Below are 16,553 nucleotides of genomic sequence, written 5' to 3'. Positions count from 1 at the left end.
GCCCGCGCGCGGGCCGAGAAGGAGCACCCCGGATGCACGGATACGACCTGCTGGTCGTAGGTTCCGCCAACGCCGACCTGGTCATCGGTCTGGACCGCCGACCGGGCCCCGGCGAGACGGTGCTCGGGTCGGATCTGGTGATCCACCCGGGCGGCAAGGGCGCGAACCAGGCGGCGGCAGCCGCCCGGCTCGGCGCCCGCACCACGCTGTTGGCGCGCGTCGGCGACGACGCGTACGGCCGCATGCTGGCCGAGGCACAGCGAGCTGCGGGCGCCACCCTGTCGGGGCTCCTCGCGGGGGCGACCAATACCCCCGGCACGGTGGCCAAGGACGGCACCGGCGGTGCCGAGGAGGGCAAGGACGCACCCCCGACCGGCGTCGCCCTCATCACCGTCGACGCTGCGGGTGACAACAGCATCGTCGTCTCACCCGGCGCCAACGCCCGGCTCACTCCGGACGATGTGGCAGCCGCGCGTGACCTCTTCGCGGCCGCCGCCGTGGTCTCGCTCCAGCTGGAGATCCCACTGGAGACGGTCACCGCAGCGGCGCACGCGGCGGCCGAGCACGGTGCCCGGCTGGTGCTCAACCCCTCACCGCCCGCCCGCCTCCCCGAGGACGTGCTGGCCCTGTGCGATCCGCTGGTTCTCAACGAGCACGAGGCACGACTGCTGCTCGACGGGCAGTCGCCGGGCGCGGGGCCCGAGGAGTGGGCGACCGCGCTGCTCGCACTGGGCCCGCGCAGCGTCGTGGTCACCCTGGGCGCCGAGGGCGCGCTGGTGGCCGGGCCGGCGGTGGGTGCCGAAGTGACGGACGGGATCGGCATGGTGCGGGTCCCCAGCCCGCGCGTGCGGGCCGTGGACACCACCGGAGCGGGCGACGCCTTCACGGGTGCGCTCGGCTGGCGGCTGGGCCGCGGTGACGGACTGGAGGAAGCCGTGCGCTACGCCGTACGCGTCGGCGCCCTCGCGGTCACCCGCCCGGGCGCGCAGGAATCCTACCCCAGCGCCGACGAAGTACGAAGAGCCGGTCAGGAGAGTGCGGAATGAAGAAGTCCGGGATACTCAACCGCCATCTCTCCGGCGCCCTGGCGCAGTTGGGACACACCGACCTCGTCGTGGTCTGCGACATCGGGCTGCCCATCCCCCAGGGACCGACCGTGGTGGACCTCGCCTTCCGCGCCGGAGTGCCCTCCTTCGCCGAGGTGCTCACCGGCCTGGTGGAGGAGCTGGAGGTCGAGGGCGCGGTCGCCGCCGCAGAGGTACGGCAGGCCAACCCGGAGTGCGGCGCCCTGCTGGAGAGCCACTTCCCCGGGCTGGAACTGGTGCCGCACGAGGAACTGAAGAAGCTGACCAGGCAGGCCCGCCTGGTGGTGCGCACGGGCGAGGCGAGACCGTACGCGAACGTGGCGCTGCGCTGCGGAGTGCCGTTCTGAGCCGCTGAGTGCCGGCTGTGTCGCTACAGCACGTGCTGGAGATACCTCGCCGCCGTCTCCCGCAGCACTTCGGCGCCGTCCCGCTCCCACAGCGCGGGGTTGAAGATCTCCACCTCGACCGGGCCCCGGTAGCCGGCCGCTTCCGTCCACGTCCGGAAGGCCCGCAGGTCGACCGCGCCGTCCCCCAGCTGTCCCCGGCCCAGCAGCACGCCCTCGGGCAGCGGAGTGACCCAGTCGGCCAGCTGGAACAGAGCGATCCGGCCCTGCTCCCCCGCGCGGGCGATCTGCCGCGGGACCCGCTCGTCCCACCACAGGTGGTAGGTGTCGACCACCACCCCGACCTCCTCGGCGGGGAACCGCTCGGCCAGATCGAGGGCCTGACCGAGCGTGGAGACCACGCAGCGGTCCGAAGCGTACATCGGGTGCAGCGGTTCGAGGGCCATCCGCACCCCGCGCTCGCGCGCGTACGGGGCGAGTTCGGCGAGCGCTTCGGCCACCCGCTCCCTGGCGGAGGCCAGATCCCGCTCACCGTCCGGCAGCCCGCCCGAGACCAGCACCAGCACCCGGGTGCCCAGTTCGGCCGCCTCGTCGAGCGCCGCCCGGTTGTCGTCCAGTGCCGCGCGCCGCGCCCCGGCCTCCGCTGCCGTGAAAAAGCCGCCCCTGCACAGCGAGGTGACGGCCAGTCCGTTCTGACGCATGAGGCGGGCGGCTGCCGCGGGCCCGTAGGAGCGCACCGGATCGCGCCACAGTCCGACTCCGCCGATGCCCAGTTCCGCCGTCCTGCCGGCCAGTTCGGGCAGGGAAAGCGGGCGCACGGTCTCCTGGTTGATCGAGAGCCTGGCCAGGCCCTGCGCCGGGCTCACTGGGCCACTCCGTGGACGGTGAGCAGCAGTCTCATCCGCTGCTCGGCGCGCTCGGGGTCGGGAAAGAGCCCCAGGGAGTCGGCCAGTTCGTAGGCGCGCGCCAGGTGCGGCAGGGAGCGGGCCGACTGGAGGCCGCCGACCATGGTGAAGTGCTCCTGGTACCCGGCCAGCCAGGCGAGCAGCACCACACCGGTCTTGTAGTAGCGGGTCGGCTGCTCGAAGAGGTGGCGCGCCAGCGGCACGGTCGGGTCGAGCACCGCGCGGAAGGCCGTGGCGTCCCCGGAGTCCAGCAGCCGTACGGCGTGCGCGGCGAGCGGGGCCAGCGGGTCGAAGACGCCCAGCAGCGCGTCGCTGTGGCCCGCCTCGTCGCCCTCGATCAGCCGGGGGTAGTGGAAATCGTCACCGGTATAGCAGGTGACGCTTTCGGGCAGCCGTCGGCGCAGCACCACTTCGCGGTCGGCGTCCAGCAGCGAGACCTTCACCCCGTCGACCCGTTCGGGGTGGGCCGCGATGATGCGCAGGAACGTGTCGGTCGCCTCGTCCAGGTCGCCGCTGCCCCAGTAGCCCTCCAGCGCCGGGTCGAACATGGGGCCGAGCCAGTGCAGGATGACCGGGCGGCTCGCCTGGCGCAGCAGTGTGCCGTAGACGTGTTCGTAGTCCTCGGGGCCGCGCGCTGCGGCGGCCAGCGCCCGGGAGGCCATCAGGACTGCCTGTGCGCCGGTGTCCTCGGTGAGTGCCAGCTGCTCCTCGTACGCCGCGGTGATCGCGGTGAGCGTCTGCCCGGGCGCCGCGCCCGCGCCGGAAGGGTGCGGGCCCAGTTGGTCGGTGCCCACGCCGCACGCCAGCAGCCCGCCGACCGCCTCGGCCTCGGCCGCCGAGCGCCGGATGAGTTCGGCGGCGCCCGCCCAGTCCAGGCCCATACCGCGCTGTGCGGTGTCCATCGCCTCGGCCACGCCCAGGCCGTGCCCCCACAGATGGCGGCGGAAGGCGAGCGTGGCGTCCCAGTCGAGCGCAGCGGGGCCGCCGGGCGAGGTGTCGGCCAGCGGGTCGGCCACCACGTGCGCTGCGGCGAGGACCGTACGGGAGGTGAGCGGTACGGCCGCACCGCCGCCGGTGCGGTGGTGGCCGCGTACGGCCTCGGTGGGGGCCTTTCGCGGCTCGTAGCGGCGGGTCCCTCCGGTGGCGGGGTCGGGCAGCCGGATCACAGCGCCAGCTCCGGGACCTCGCAGCGGCGCCCCTCGGCCGACGACTTGAGGGCCAGCTCGGCCAGCTGCACCCCGCGCGCCCCGGCGAGCAGGTCCCACGGACAGGGCTCGGCGGCCTCCCGGTCGGCGACATGGCGCAGGAACAGCTCCCACTGCGCCTTGAAACCGTTGGTGTCGGCGTCGCCGTCGTTGTCGGGCACCTCCTGCCACTGTTCGCGGAAGCGCTCGGTGACGGGCAGGTCGGGGTTCCACACCGGTTTCGGGGTGCCCGCGCGGTGCTGGTAGCGGCAGCCGCGCAGCCCCGCGACGGCGGAGCCCTCGGTGCCGTCGACCTGGAACTCGACCAGCTCGTCCCGGTGCACCCGTACCGCCCAGGAGGAGTTGATCTGCGCCACGGCCCCGCCCTCCAGGGTGAAGATGCCGTAGGCGGCGTCGTCCGCCGTCGCCTCGTAGGGCTCGCCCCGCTCGTCCCAGCGCCGCGGGATGTGGGTGGTGGCGTGCGCCTGCACGGAGGTGACGCGGCCGAAGAGGTTGTGCAGCACGTACTCCCAGTGCGGGAACATGTCGCTGACGATGCCGCCGCCGTCCTCAGCCCGGTAGTTCCAGGAGGGGCGCTGGGCGCTCTGCCAGTCGCCCTCGAAGACCCAGTAGCCGAACTCGCCCCGCACCGAAAGCACCCGGCCGAAGAAGCCGCTCCCGGCCAGCCTGGCGAGCTTGCGCAGACCGGGCAGGAAGAGCTTGTCCTGGACGACACCGTGTCTGATCCCCGCCCGGGACGCCGCTTGGGCCAGCTCCAGGGCGCCGTCCAGCGTGCCGGCCGTGGGCTTCTCCGCGTAGATGTGCTTGCCCGCCGCGATGGCCTTCTTGAGCGCTTCCTGGCGCGCTGAGGTGACCTGTGCGTCGAAGTAGATGTCGATGTTGTCGTCGGCCAGTACCGCGTCCAGATCGGTGGAGACCGCCTCCGGGTCGAGCCCGTACTCGTGCGCGAGGGCGCGCAGCGCGTGTTCTCTGCGCCCCACCAGCACCGGCTCGGGCCACAGCGTCTCGCCGCCGCCGAGGTCGATGCCGCCCTCTTCCCGCAGCGCGAGGACGGAGCGTACGAGGTGCTGGCGGTGCCCCATCCGGCCGGTGACGCCGTTCATGGCGATCCGGATCGTCCTGCGTGACACGTGGGCTCGTCTCCCTGCTGTCGCGGCGCTGTGTGGTGAGCACCGTTTAGTAAGCGCTTACCACCGCTCACCGTAGACCCGGCCACAGGCGGCAGCAAGAGACCCGGGGCGGCGGCAGGGGAGTTGACGCAGGGGGCACCGGCGCGGCGGCAGCGTGGGAACATGTCTCGAACAGGACGAGGCGGAGGAACGGATGGCAGTGACCCTGGCGGACGTGGCGGCACGCGCCGGTGTCTCGTCGGCGACGGTCTCGCGGGTACTGAGCGGAAACTACCCGGTCGCGGGTGCCACCAGGAACCGCGTGCTGCGTGCCGTGGAGGAGCTGGAGTACGTCGTCAACGGCCCCGCCAGCGCGTTGGCCGCCGCCAGCTCCGATTTGCTGGGCATCCTCGTCAACGACATCGCCGACCCGTTCTTCGGCATCATCGCCTCCGCCGTGCAGGGCGAGCTGGAAGGCCAGGGCCAGGGCGAAGGACCCGTCCCGCGCAAGCTCGCCGTCGTCTGCAACACCGGCGGCTCTCCCGAGCGGGAGCTGACCTACCTCACGCTGCTGCAACGCCAGCGCGCCGCGGCGATCGTGCTGACCGGCGGGGCGGTGGAGGACCCCGAGCACAGCGCGGCGCTCGCCGCGCGGCTGCGCCGGCTGGCCGCCGGCGGCACCCGGATCGTGCTGTGCGGCAGACCGCCCCTGAGGGACGGCCAGGGCGGCGGCGCGGCGCCCGGTGCGCTGCTGACGGTCGCCTTCGACAACCGCGGCGGAGCGCGCGCACTGACCGGGCACCTGCTGGCGCTGGGCCACCGGCACATCGGCTACGTCGCGGGCCCCGCCGAGCGCACCACCACCCGGCACCGGCTGGAGGGCCACCGCGCCGCGCTGGAGGCGCACGAGAGCTTCGACCCCGCGCGCGCTGAACGGCTGACCGTGCACGGTGGCGGCTACCACCGCTCAGCCGGTTACGAGAGCACCCGCGAACTGCTGCACAGGGCCCCCGAGACGACCGCCGTGCTGGCGGCCAACGACACCGTGGCCCTGGGGGTGTGCGCCGCGCTGCGGGAGGCGGGACTGCGCATCCCGCAGGACGTCTCCGTCGCGGGCTTCGACGACCTGCCCTTCAGCGCCGACGCCTCGCCCACGCTGACCACCGTGCGGCTACCGCTGCAGGAGGCGGGGGCCCGCGCCGGGCGCCTCGCACTGGGCACGCAACCGCCGCCGCGGGGCGGTGTGACGACCATCGGACACGAACTGGTGGTACGCGCCTCCACGGCACCGCCCCGCGCCGGAGGTTGAGGCCCAGCCCCCCGAACGAGACCGCTGCCGGGCGCCGGAGCCCCGGGCGCACCCGCCGCTGCCCGCCGCCCGCCCGCCGTCCGACACGTACCGCCGGAACCTTGCCGGACGGGAGGGCATCTGGTCGGGTGAGCCCATGCGACTCGCGTTCTCCACTCTCGGCGTCCCCGGCATGCCCGTCCCCGAGGTGCTGCGCCTCGCCGCCCGCTCGGGCTTCCACGGGGTCGAACTGCGCGCCCATCCGGAAGAACCCGTGCACCCCGGCCTCGACCGCGCCGAGCGGCAGCGGGTGGCACGGCAGTTCGCCGAGGCGGAGGTCGCCCTGCTGTGCGTCGCCGGATACCCGCGGGTGGCCGCGAGCGGCGACGACGCGCCCGTCCTCGACGAGATGCGCGCGCTGCTGGAGCTGGCGCACGACCTGGGGGCACCGTACGTCCGGGTCTTCCCGGGCGGCGACACCGTCGGCGGCCCCGGCGACACCGGCAGCGGCCCCGGCGGCACGGAGGGCGACACGAGGGCCGTACGGCGGCTGCGGCAGGCGGCCGAGACCGCCGCCGGGCTGGGCGTACGGGTGCTGCTGGAGACCCACGACTCGCACGCCACGGGCGCGGACGCGGCGCGCGTGCTGCGCGCCGTCGACCACCCGGGCGCAGGGGCGCTGTGGGACGTGATGCACACCTGGCGCGGCGGCGAGGACCCCGAGGAGACCTACCGGCTGCTCGCCCCGCACCTGGGCTACGTACAGGTCAAGGACATCGCCTCCAGGCAGGACACCACCCCGCTGCCGCCCGGCGAGGGCGTACTGCCGCTCACCGACGTCGCGGAGGTGCTCACCCGCGCGACGGACGCACAGGCGCCCGCCCCCGGGCAGGGGACGGGCGCCGAGTGGTTGTGCTGGGAGTACGAGAAGCGCTGGTACCCGCAGATCCGTGAGCTGCCCGCGCTGCTGCCGCAGGTCCGCGCACACCTGCTGGGTCTGCTGGCGGACGCGGCCTAGCGGGCCGCGCGCGTCACGGACGCAGTTCCAGCGTCTTGCGCGGCTTGTCCAGCTTCTTGTCGTAGGCCGTCAGCCGCTTGGGCTTCTTGGCGTGTGCGGCCTTCAGACCCGCGAACTCCATCACCATGCGGGTGGCTTCCACCCGGTCGCTCTCCTTGAGCGTGGCGATCTTCGCGCCGTGGTCCTGTCCGGGCGCCCAGAAGACCGCCGTGTCCTCGGTGTGCCTGCCGGGACGGAACGGCTCGGCGCCCCAGGGGTCGTTCTCGCCGTAGACGAAGAGCATCTGCGAGGAGCGGTGGCGCACCCAGCGGTCGATGTCACGCATCGCCCGGTCGTGCTTGTTGAACGCCATCGGGATGCTGCGCGGCACATAGGTGCGCGGCACGTTCAGACCCGGGTACTTGCGCACGTCGTCGAGCAGGGGCTCCTCGTAGTCGGGCGAACCCAGCTGGGTGCCCGCCTGGTAGTAGTACGGGACGTACGGGGTGATGCCCTGGTCGGTGCCTGCCTCCCAGCCGCCGATCTCGTCGGCCCACTTGTAGAGCGTGTCGGTGGAGGCGTCGGTGGCGGGCACCTGGTCGCACTCGCTCTCCAGGTGGTACTGCCAGAAGCCCCAGACCAGGTCCTGGGAGATCAACTCGAACGCTTTGTCGGCGCTGCCGGCCAGCTTGAAGGTGTAGCCGTTCTCCTTGGCCCACGCCTTCAGCCGCGGGACCATCTCGTCGCGCCGCTCGAAGATCTCATGCTGCACGCCGTTCAGGCGGTCACGGCACTCCTTGGAACCGACGTTCTTGAAGAACTCGTAGTAGGCCGAGTCCTCGCGGTTGCGGACGTCGTTGGGCGCGACATAGGGGACGGTGCCGTCCATGTCGTGCGGGTAGAAACGGCGGTAGTACGTCGCCGTCATACCGCCCTTGCTGCCGCCGGTCGCGATCCAGTTCTTGCTGTAGATCCGCTTGAGCGCCTTGTAGATACGGTGCTGGTCGCTGGCCGCCTGCCAGATGGTCAGCTTCGACCAGTCGGCCGACTTGGGCCGGGAGGGGGTGAAGAAGCGGTACTCCATGGAGACCTGGTTGCCGTCCGTCAGCTGCGTCGGCTCACTGCGGCTGGGGTTGGTGTAGAGGTTGTAGCCGCTGGTGAAGAAGACCGTCGGACGGTTGGTGTCCTTGTGCAGGATGGAGATGCGCTGCTTGAACGTGCCCTTGCTCGGGTGCCGGTGGTCGATCGGCTGCTCGTAGTTGAGCAGGAAGAAGCGGTACCCGTCGACGGGCTTCTCCTCGATGAGACTCATCCCGGGCACCGCGAGGATGCGGTCCTTGATGTCCGTCTCGCCTGCGGTCCCGGCCGTGGTGGCGGCCCCCGCGGTGGCACCGCCCACGCTGAAGGTGCTTATGAGCACCACCAGCGAGAGCAGCCATCTGAGCGTTTTACGCATTCACCCTCCCCTGTTTTCGCCAAAAGTCGTCGAGAACCTATCGGCGTCCGACCGGCTCCGCCAGACCCCGGAACCGACCACGTGTACGGAATTCGGGAGAGCGCGCCCCGCTCAGCGGTGCCGGCCCGGCTGTCGGCGGCCGGGGTTACGCTGCCGTCATGACCGATCCCGCAACCCCGCCCACGCCCGCCCCGCTGGCCACGGGCCCGCGCGGGATGCGGCTGCTGTCCTTCCACCGAGAGGCGGAGGACACGCGTTTCCCGGACGCCCCCGTCGGCTACGTGCTGTTGGCCGTACGGCACGGGGGCAGGCTGCTGATGGTGCACGTACGCAGCCGCGCCTGCTGGGAGCTGCCCGGCGGCGGTATCGAGGAGGGCGAGAGCCCGCGTGCGGCGGCCGCCCGCGAACTGCACGAGGAGACCTGCCAGTCGGTGGACGCGGCGGCGCTGCGCTTCGCCGGCTTCGCCCGTACCGCGCTGGGCCCGGAGCAACGGGTGCTCTACGGCGCCGTCTACACCGGGGAGCTCACACAAGTGCTGCCCTTCACCCCGACCGAGGAGATCTCGGCCATCCACTGGCGCACCGGCGAGGAACCGCTGCCCTATGGCGAGGTGCAGACGGTGGACGAATACGTGGTGGGACTCTGCGACAACTGAGGCCTAGCGTAGGACGCATGCCGAGACCTCATGGATTCGCCTACGAACAGCACGGCGCGACAGCGGCCGTGGTGATCAGCCACCACGGCCGCCCGGTCACCACGCTGCGCGGACCGCGCGCCGACCGCTTCCTCGAGGAAGTCGCCGCCGGCGACGCGCAGCTGGTGATGGCCCGCTGGACGGGCAACTACAAGCGCGGCAACGAGCGCACCGCACGCCGCCACCCACGCAACCGGGGCGCCTAGCAGTCACGCCTCACCGGACCACGGCGTGCTCCGCACCTCCCGTGGCGGGCTCCCCCGCGAACGTCCGCCACAGCTCCGCGTAGCGGCCACCGAGCGCCACCAGCTCCTGGTGCGTACCGTCCTCGACGACTCTGCCGTGATCGAGCACGACGACCCGGTCGGCCCGCGCCGCCGTCGTCAGCCGGTGTGCCACCACCAGTGTGGTGCGCGAACCGGCCAGCCGGTCCGTCGCCTGGTTGACCAGCGACTCGGTCGCCAGGTCGAGAGCCGCGGTCGCCTCGTCCAGCAGCAGGACCACCGGGTCCACCAGCTCGGCCCGCGCCAGCGCGATCAACTGCCGCTGCCCGGCGGACAGGTTGCGGCCCCGCTCGTCCACCTCGTGCAGATAGCCGCCCGACAGGGAGGCGATCATGTCGTGGGCGCCCACCGCCCGGGCCGCCGCCTCGACCTGGGCGTCGGTGGCGTCCATCCGCCCGTAGGCGATGGCGTCCCGCACGGTGCCCGGGAAGAGGTACGGCTCCTGGGGCACCACTCCGAGCCGGTTCCGGTAGCCGGTCAGGTCGATCTCGCGCAGGTCCCGGCCGTCGACCAGGACCGCGCCCTCGCTCGGGTCGTAGAACCGGGCGACGAGCTTGACCAGCGTGGACTTGCCCGCGCCGGTCTCCCCCACGAAGGCTACGGTCTGTCCTGCCGGGATGGTCAGCCGGACGCCGGAGAGCGCCTTCTCGTCCCCCTGCGCACCGGCCGGGTCCGCGCTCGCATAGCGGAAGTTGACGTCCCGGAACTCGATCCGGCCCTCCAGCGCGGTCAGTTCGCTCGGCGCCACGGCCGGCGGAGTGCTGCTCTCCTCGCGCAGCAGCTCCTGGATACGGCGCAGTGAGACGGCCGCCTGCTGGTACCCGTCGAAGACCTGCGAGAGCTGCTGCACGGGTGCGAAGAACAGCTCGATGTAGAGCAGGTAGGCGACCAGCGCACCCGCCGTCAGTGTGCCGTTCTCGATGCGCCCGGCGCCCACCACGAGCACGGCCGCCGTCGCGACGGCGGCGAGCAGCTGCACGAAGGGGAAGTAGACCGATATCAGCCACTGGCCGCGCACCCGGGCCCGGCGGTAGCCGTCGCTGCGGCGCTCGAACTGCTCGGCCCCGCGCTCCTCGCCGCGGAACGCCTGCACCATCCGCAGCCCGGCCACCGACTCCTGCAGGTCGGCGTTGACCACGCTCACCCTCTCGCGGGCCAGCTCGTAGGCCTTGACGCTCTGCCTGCGGAAGAAGACCGTGCCGACGACCAGCAGCGGCAGGGTCGCGAAGACGACCAGGGCCAGCTCGATGTCGAGGACCAGCAGCGCGCCCAGGATGCCCAGGAAGGTGAACAGCGAGACGACAGCGGTGACAAGGCCCGTCTGCAGGAACGTCGAGAGGGCGTCCACGTCCGTCGTCATCCGGGTCATCACGGCGCCCGCCTGGTGCCGTTCGTAGTAGTCGAGTCCGAGCCGCTGCAACTGCGCGAAAATCTTCACCCGCAGGGCGTAGAGCACCCGCTCTCCGGTGCGTCCGGTCAGCAGCAGCGAGCAGATCTGCGCGCCCCACTGGGCGAGCACGACGGCCAGCGCGAGTCCGGAGGCGAACCAGACGGCGCCCAGTGCGCCCTTTTCCACACCGTCGTCGATGCCGTGCCGGATCAGCACGGGCAGCACCAGTCCGAACCCGGCGTCCAGTGCGGCGAAGACGAGGGCGACCAGCAGGGCTGCGCCGAAACCGCGCAACAGGCGGCGCAGACCGTAGGACTCCTCGCGCTGCTCGGCGTGCTGCTCGTCCACGTCCGGTGTGTCGTCGGCGGGCGGCAGCGCGGCCACCCTGGCGAGCAGTTCGGGGCTGCCGGGCAGACCGGCCAGTTCCGCGCCGAAGGCGCCCGGGCGTCCGGCCTGTGCCGCGGCGGTACCGGTGACACCGGCCGCGGCCGCGTCGTCGGCCTCCGCCTCCTGCTCCCGCACCCACAGCTCGGGCGTCACCCCGTCGACGGTCTCGTGCGCGTCGTGTACGGCCATACCGGCCGGGTCGCGTTCCACGTCGCCGAGCTCGTCCGGGTCGGTCAGCAGCCGGCGGTAGAGGGCGCAGCGCTCGGTCAGCTCCTCGTGGGTGCCGACGTCGGCCAGCCGCCCGTGCTCCAGCACCGCGATCCGGTCCGCCAGCGCCAGGGTGGACTGCCGGTGGGCGATAAGCAGTGTCGTACGGCCCGCCATGACCTCGCGCAGCGCCTGGTGTATCTCGTGCTCCACGCGCGCGTCCACAGCCGAGGTGGCGTCGTCCAGGAGCAGCAGGCGCGGGTCGGTCAGCAGCGCGCGGGCGAGCGCTACGCGCTGGCGCTGGCCGCCGGAGAGGGTCAGTCCCTGCTCGCCGACGGCCGTCTCGTAGCCGTCCGGCAGCTCGCGGATGAAGCGGTCGGCCTGTGCGGCGCTGGCGGCGGCGCGGATCTCCTCGTCGGTGGCGTCGGGAGCGCCGTAGGCGATGTTCTCCCGGATGGAGGAGGAGAACAGAAAGGGGTTCTCCGGCACGAGGCCGATGGCGGAGCGCAGCGAGTCCAGCGTCAGATCACGCACGTCCTGCCCGCCGACGCGCACCGCTCCGCCCGTCACGTCGTAGTAGCGCGGCAGCAGCATGGAGACGGTGGACTTGCCGCTGCCGCTGGCGCCCACCAGGGCGACCGTCTCGCCGGGTTCGATGCGCAGGCTGAAGCCGTCCAGCACCGGGTTGTCCGGTGCGTAGCCGAAGGTGACGTCCTCGAACTCGACGGAGGCGTCGGCGGACTGCGGCAGGGCGCGCGCGTGCGGGCTCTCGGCCATCTGCGGTTCGGTGTCGATCAGGTCGTAGACCCGTTCGACGCCGGCCCGCGCCTGCTGTCCGACGGTGAGCATCATGGCGAGCATCCGCACCGGGCCCACCAGTTGGGCCAGGTAGGTGGAGAAGGCGACGAAGGTGCCCAGGGTGATCTCGCCCCGGGTGGCCATCCAGCCGCCGAGCGCCAGCATGCCGACCTGGCCGAGGGAGGGCACGGTCTGCAGGGCGGGCGCGTAGCGCGCGTTGAGGCGTACGGTGCGCATCCTCCCGGCGAACAGCTTCCGGCTGACGGCCCGGAGTTTTCCGGTCTCCTGTGCCTCCTGGCCGAAGCCCTTGACCACGCGTACGCCGGTGACCGATCCGTCCACCACGGAGGCGACCGCGCCGGCCTGCTGCTGCGCGTACCAGGTCGCGGGGAAGAGCCGCTTGCGGCTGAGGTTGGCCACCCACCACAGCAGCGGGAAGACCGCCACCGACACCAGGGTCAGCAGCGGTGAGAGGGCGACCATCACCACGAGCGCGACCACGAACAGCAGTACGTTGCCGATCATCATCGGCAGCATGAACAGCAGGCTCTGCACCAGTTGGAGGTCGCTGGTGCCGCGTCCGACGACCTGTCCGGTCGACAGCTCGTCCTGGCTGCGGCCGTCCAGCCGCACGATCGAGCGGTACATCTCGGTCCGCAGGTCGTGCTGGACATCCAGCGCGAGCCGTCCGCCGTAGTAGCGGCGTGCGTAGGTCAGTACGTAGATGACCACGGCGGCTGCGAGCAGCAGCCCGATCCACGTCCACAGGCTGCCCCGGCCGCCGACCACCACGTCGTCGATGATCGTCTTGGTCAGCAGCGGGACCAGTGCCATGACGGCCATGCCGCCCAGCGAGGCGCCCAGCGCGAGCACGACCGAACGCCTGTACCGCCAGCAGTACCCGGCCAGCCGCCGGGCCCACCCCGGCGTACTCGCACTCTCCTCCGTCACGACGTCCCCAGTCCCTTCATGTCGGGCCTTTCGCTGCCTTCCCTGCGGACAGCCCAACATCAATGGATCGGATTTTCATCCCGGATCGGCGGAGAGGTGAGCGGAAAAGGGACGAGCGGAGGAGGGCGAGTGAAGGAGGGCGAGTGGAGGGAGGAGTGGAGGAGGGACTCGTGGAGGAGGGACTCGTGGAGGAGGGACTCGTGGAGGAGAAGGTGACCGAAGGCGGCCCGGTGAGCCCTAGGCTCTTCCGAGGCCGCCCCGGCCACCGACGGCGCGTCCCTGGGTGCGTGCGGGCCGGCACCCCCCACGAGGCCAGCTCCGCGATCGCTCCGCGCCGTCTTCCCGCGGGATCGCTTGTGCAGTCTGTCGAGAACTTCCACGAAATGCACATCGACCGATCAAATTTAGTAACGTCCCGTATTAAACCAGCTGCACTCTGTTACTGAGCGGACGATTTGCCGGGTACCGTCAAGCCCGCACCGACCTGCATCGTTCGGCAGTCCGAACGGTGCCGACTCGCCCGACGTGTACGGGAGGCTGCCCGCAGGCGAACACACGACCGGAAGGAGCAGGTCCCCAACACGGCCGGAACCCACTCATCCGGGCCGCCCTCGTCAGCCCCTGGCCGCCGCGATCTGCCGCGTCATCAGCGTCGTCAGCTCGTACGCCGTGTGCGAGGCTGCGACCGAAGTGAGCTCCGCGTGGTCATAAGCGGGCGCGACTTCCACCAGATCGGCCGAGACCAGATTGCAGTCGGACAGACCGCGCAGGATCTCCAGCAGCTCCCGCGAGGTGAGCCCGCCCGCCTCCGGGGTGCCCGTGCCGGGCGCGTGCGCGGGGTCGAGCACATCGATGTCCACCGACACATAGAGCGGACGGGAGCCGATGCGCTGCCGCAGCTGGTCGACCACCTCGTCCACGCCCCGCCGCATCACATCCGCCGAGGTGACGATGCCGAAGCCCATCTTGGCGTCGTCGTCCAGGTCGCGCTTTCCGTACAGCGGTCCCCTGGTGCCCACATGGGAGAGCGCCGAGGTGTCCAGCAGCCCCTCCTCGACGGCACGCCGGAAGGGCGTGCCGTGGGTGTAGGCGGCGCCGAAGTAGGTGTCCCAGGTGTCCAGGTGCGCGTCGAAGTGCAGCAGGGCCACAGGTCCGTGCTTGCGTGCCATCGCGCGCAGCAGCGGCAGCGCGATGGTGTGGTCGCCGCCGAGCGTCATCAGCCGGGCGCCGGACTCCAGCAGGGAGGTGGCCGCCTCGTCGACCGTCTCGACGGCCTCGCCGATGTCGAACGGGTTGACCGCGATGTCCCCGGCGTCCGCGACCTGCGCCAGCGCGAAGGGTGCCGCGTCCTGCGCCGGGTTGTAGGGCCGCAGCAGCCTCGACGCCTCCCGGATGGCGTTGCCGCCGAAGCGGGCTCCGGGGCGGTAGGAGACTCCGGTGTCGAACGGGACACCCACCACGGCCACGTCCGCACGGCCGCCCGTCTCGTCGATCCGCGGCAGCCGCGCGAACGTCGCGGGTCCCGCGTAGCGGGGCACCCTGGAGGAGTCGACGGGACCACGGGGCGTCGGAACGGTGTCGGAGGGATGTATCTCACTGCTGCTCATACCGTCGAGCGTAGGCGGAACGCACCCCTGGGCCGTTGGACGGTCCGCAGGAACGTACGCCGCCTTTTGGACACTCCGTCCATCGAGCGACCGTACGAGACACAATGGCTACATGTCACAGCCTCTCTTGCCCGTGTCGCTGCCCCTGCCGCTTCCGGAAGCGCCCTCCCGTGACGAGCTGACCAGCCACCTGGTGCGCACCCGGATCGCGGGGGACGTCGCCACGCCGCGGGAGAACAACCTGTCCCACTACCGCAAGCTCGCCAACGGCGACCGCCACTACTGGCTCGGCCTGGAACTGGGCGAGCGCTGGGCGGACGAGCAGGACGTACTGGCCGTGATGGCCGAGCGCTGCGGCGTCAACGACGACCCGGACTACCGCACCGGCCAGGACACCATCGACCCCGAGCTGACCGTGGCGGCCCTCGACCGGGCCGCCGCCGAGCTGCGCAAGGCCGCCGAGGGGCGCGGCAGGGTGCTGTTCGCCACCGGCCATCCGGGAGCGCTGCTGGACATGCACGGCACCCTCGCCACCGCGCTGCGCGCGGCCGGGTGCGACATCGTGCGCACCCCGCTGCGGGTCTTCGCCGACGAGGGCGTCATCGTGCAGTTCCAGGGCGTCGCCGTCTACGAGCGCGGCGCCTCCCTGTGGCACACCCACTCGCCCGAGCCGATGGCGGGCGTGCTGCACGGTCTCGAGCAGGCCGGAGAGCCGCTGCCCGACCTGGTGGTGGCCGACCACGGGTGGGCGGGCCGCGCCGCCCAGCACGGGCTGACCACCGTCGGTTTCGCCGACTGCAACGATCCCGCGCTCTTCCTGGGCGAGGCGGAGGGCACGCTGGAGGTCACCGTGCCGCTGGACGACCACGTGGTCGACCCGCGCTTCTACGAGCCGATGACGGCCTATCTGCTGGCCGCCGCCGGGCTGGCGGGCTGAGCGCCGCCCTCCTGGCGCGGAACCCGGACGACGCCCTCCTGGATGACGGAGACCACCAACCGTCCGTCCCGGGTGAAGATCCGCCCCTTGGCCAGCCCCCTGCCGCCCTGGGCCGTCGGGGACTCCTGGTCGTAGAGCAGCCATTCGTCAGCGCGGAACGGGCGGTGGAACCACATGGCGTGGTCCAGGCTGGCCCCGACCACGTCGCCGACCGCCCAGCCGCCCCTGCCGTGGGCGAGCAGGACCGAGTCCAGCAGCGTCATGTCCGAGACGTAGGTCGCCAGACAGATGTGCAGCATCGGGTCGTCCAGTTCGCCGTCCAGCTTCCCGTTGGTGCGGAACCACACCTGGGAACGCGGCTCGCCGGGCCTGCCGACCCTGCCGAACGGGGGCTCCTCGACGTACCGCAGATCGACCGCGGCCCGCGCCTTCAGGAGCCGCTCGGGCACCTGGGGGTCGGTGAACAGCTCCCGGTAGCGCGGAACGATCTCCTCCGCGGCCGGCAGCGTCTCCGGATCGGGTGCGTGGGGCATCGGCTCCTGGTGCTCCATCCCCTCCTCGTGCACCTGGAACGAGGCGGACAGATGGAAGATGGGCTGCCCGTGCTGTACGGCCACCACCCGGCGGGTGGTGAAGGACCGCCCGTCGCGTATCCGGTCCACCGTGTAGACGATGGGCGCGCCGGGGTCCCCCGAGCGCAGGAAGTACGCGTGCAGCGAGTGCGGCAACCGCCCGGCGGGGACGGTGCGGCAGGCGGCGACGAGTGCCTGCGCGGCGACCTGGCCGCCGAAGACCCGGGGGACGATGGCGGGGCGGCTGCTGCCGCGGAAGATGTCCTGCTCGATCCGCTCCAGATCGAGCAGTTCGAGCAGGGACGTCAGTTCTTGGCTCATGTTCTGTGATTCTGC

14 protein-coding genes are annotated in these 16,553 nt (G+C 71.9%); 7 read left to right on the top strand and 7 right to left on the bottom strand.

Going from position 1 to position 16,553, the window contains the following annotated elements; genetic code table 11:
• Positions 1 to 32: 32 nt before the first annotated feature.
• Together HC362_RS21570 and rbsD are read left to right on the top strand one after the other, a co-directional pair.
• On the top strand, positions 33 to 1,046 hold the full coding sequence (locus tag HC362_RS21570; protein ID WP_243085646.1) for a ribokinase: 1,014 nt from the start codon (positions 33 to 35) through the stop codon (positions 1,044 to 1,046).
• Complete coding sequence (gene rbsD / locus HC362_RS21565; RefSeq protein WP_243085645.1) at positions 1,043 to 1,432, top strand: D-ribose pyranase; 390 nt, start codon at positions 1,043 to 1,045, stop codon at positions 1,430 to 1,432. The genes HC362_RS21570 and rbsD overlap by 4 nt, the downstream gene beginning before the upstream one ends.
• Positions 1,433 to 1,455: 23 nt before the next feature.
• Here rbsD and HC362_RS21560 read toward each other — a convergent pair whose 3' ends face one another.
• The 3 genes from HC362_RS21560 to HC362_RS21550 are packed head-to-tail and all read right to left on the bottom strand — an operon-like array spanning position 1,456 to position 4,669.
• Complete coding sequence (locus tag HC362_RS21560; RefSeq protein ID WP_243085644.1) at positions 1,456 to 2,295, bottom strand: sugar phosphate isomerase/epimerase family protein; 840 nt, start codon at positions 2,293 to 2,295, stop codon at positions 1,456 to 1,458.
• Entirely contained in the window at positions 2,292 to 3,500 is a 1,209-nt protein-coding gene (locus HC362_RS21555) for a dihydrodipicolinate synthase family protein (protein ID WP_243085643.1), read from the bottom strand. The genes HC362_RS21560 and HC362_RS21555 overlap by 4 nt, the downstream gene beginning before the upstream one ends.
• A complete protein-coding gene (locus HC362_RS21550; protein ID WP_243085642.1) occupies positions 3,497 to 4,669 on the bottom strand; it encodes a Gfo/Idh/MocA family oxidoreductase in 1,173 nt (390 codons plus the stop codon). The genes HC362_RS21555 and HC362_RS21550 overlap by 4 nt, the downstream gene beginning before the upstream one ends.
• 193 nt (positions 4,670 to 4,862) lie before the next feature.
• On the opposite strand from HC362_RS21550, the gene HC362_RS21545 reads away from it, so the two are divergent.
• On the top strand, positions 4,863 to 5,957 hold the full coding sequence (locus HC362_RS21545; protein WP_243085641.1) for a LacI family DNA-binding transcriptional regulator: 1,095 nt from the start codon (positions 4,863 to 4,865) through the stop codon (positions 5,955 to 5,957).
• A 136-nt stretch (positions 5,958 to 6,093) separates the two neighbouring features.
• Positions 6,094 to 6,954 (top strand): sugar phosphate isomerase/epimerase family protein, encoded by an 861-nt coding sequence (locus HC362_RS21540; protein WP_243085640.1) that lies wholly within the window; start codon positions 6,094 to 6,096, stop codon positions 6,952 to 6,954.
• Positions 6,955 to 6,967: 13 nt separating this feature from the next.
• On the opposite strand, the gene HC362_RS21535 is transcribed toward HC362_RS21540, so the two are convergent.
• Complete coding sequence (locus HC362_RS21535) at positions 6,968 to 8,389, bottom strand: S28 family serine protease (RefSeq protein WP_243085639.1); 1,422 nt, start codon at positions 8,387 to 8,389, stop codon at positions 6,968 to 6,970.
• 158 nt (positions 8,390 to 8,547) lie between these two features.
• Between HC362_RS21535 and HC362_RS21530 the strand changes: the two genes are divergently transcribed.
• Both HC362_RS21530 and HC362_RS21525 read left to right on the top strand, forming a co-directional pair.
• A complete protein-coding gene (locus HC362_RS21530; protein ID WP_243085638.1) occupies positions 8,548 to 9,045 on the top strand; it encodes an NUDIX domain-containing protein in 498 nt (165 codons plus the stop codon).
• A gap of 17 nt (positions 9,046 to 9,062) precedes the next feature.
• Entirely contained in the window at positions 9,063 to 9,290 is a 228-nt protein-coding gene (locus tag HC362_RS21525; RefSeq protein WP_243085637.1) for a hypothetical protein, read from the top strand.
• A gap of 10 nt (positions 9,291 to 9,300) precedes the next feature.
• Here HC362_RS21525 and HC362_RS21520 read toward each other — a convergent pair whose 3' ends face one another.
• Together HC362_RS21520 and speB are read right to left on the bottom strand one after the other, a co-directional pair.
• Entirely contained in the window at positions 9,301 to 13,101 is a 3,801-nt protein-coding gene (locus tag HC362_RS21520; RefSeq protein WP_243085636.1) for an ABC transporter ATP-binding protein, read from the bottom strand.
• 614 nt (positions 13,102 to 13,715) lie between these two features.
• On the bottom strand, positions 13,716 to 14,708 hold the full coding sequence (speB, locus tag HC362_RS21515; protein ID WP_243085635.1) for an agmatinase: 993 nt from the start codon (positions 14,706 to 14,708) through the stop codon (positions 13,716 to 13,718).
• A 112-nt stretch (positions 14,709 to 14,820) separates the two neighbouring features.
• Between speB and HC362_RS21510 the strand changes: the two genes are divergently transcribed.
• Entirely contained in the window at positions 14,821 to 15,645 is an 825-nt protein-coding gene (locus HC362_RS21510) for a phosphatase (RefSeq protein WP_243085634.1), read from the top strand.
• Here HC362_RS21510 and tesB read toward each other — a convergent pair.
• Entirely contained in the window at positions 15,612 to 16,538 is a 927-nt protein-coding gene (gene tesB, locus HC362_RS21505) for an acyl-CoA thioesterase II (protein ID WP_243085633.1), read from the bottom strand. The two genes, HC362_RS21510 and tesB, sit on opposite strands and share 34 nt — an antisense overlap.
• Positions 16,539 to 16,553: the final 15 nt, after the last annotated feature.

Source organism: Streptomyces sp. 891-h (genome assembly GCF_022760275.1).
GTDB lineage: Bacteria > Actinomycetota > Actinomycetes > Streptomycetales > Streptomycetaceae > Streptomyces > Streptomyces spirodelae.
This window is presented reverse-complemented; position numbering and strand designations above follow the sequence as displayed.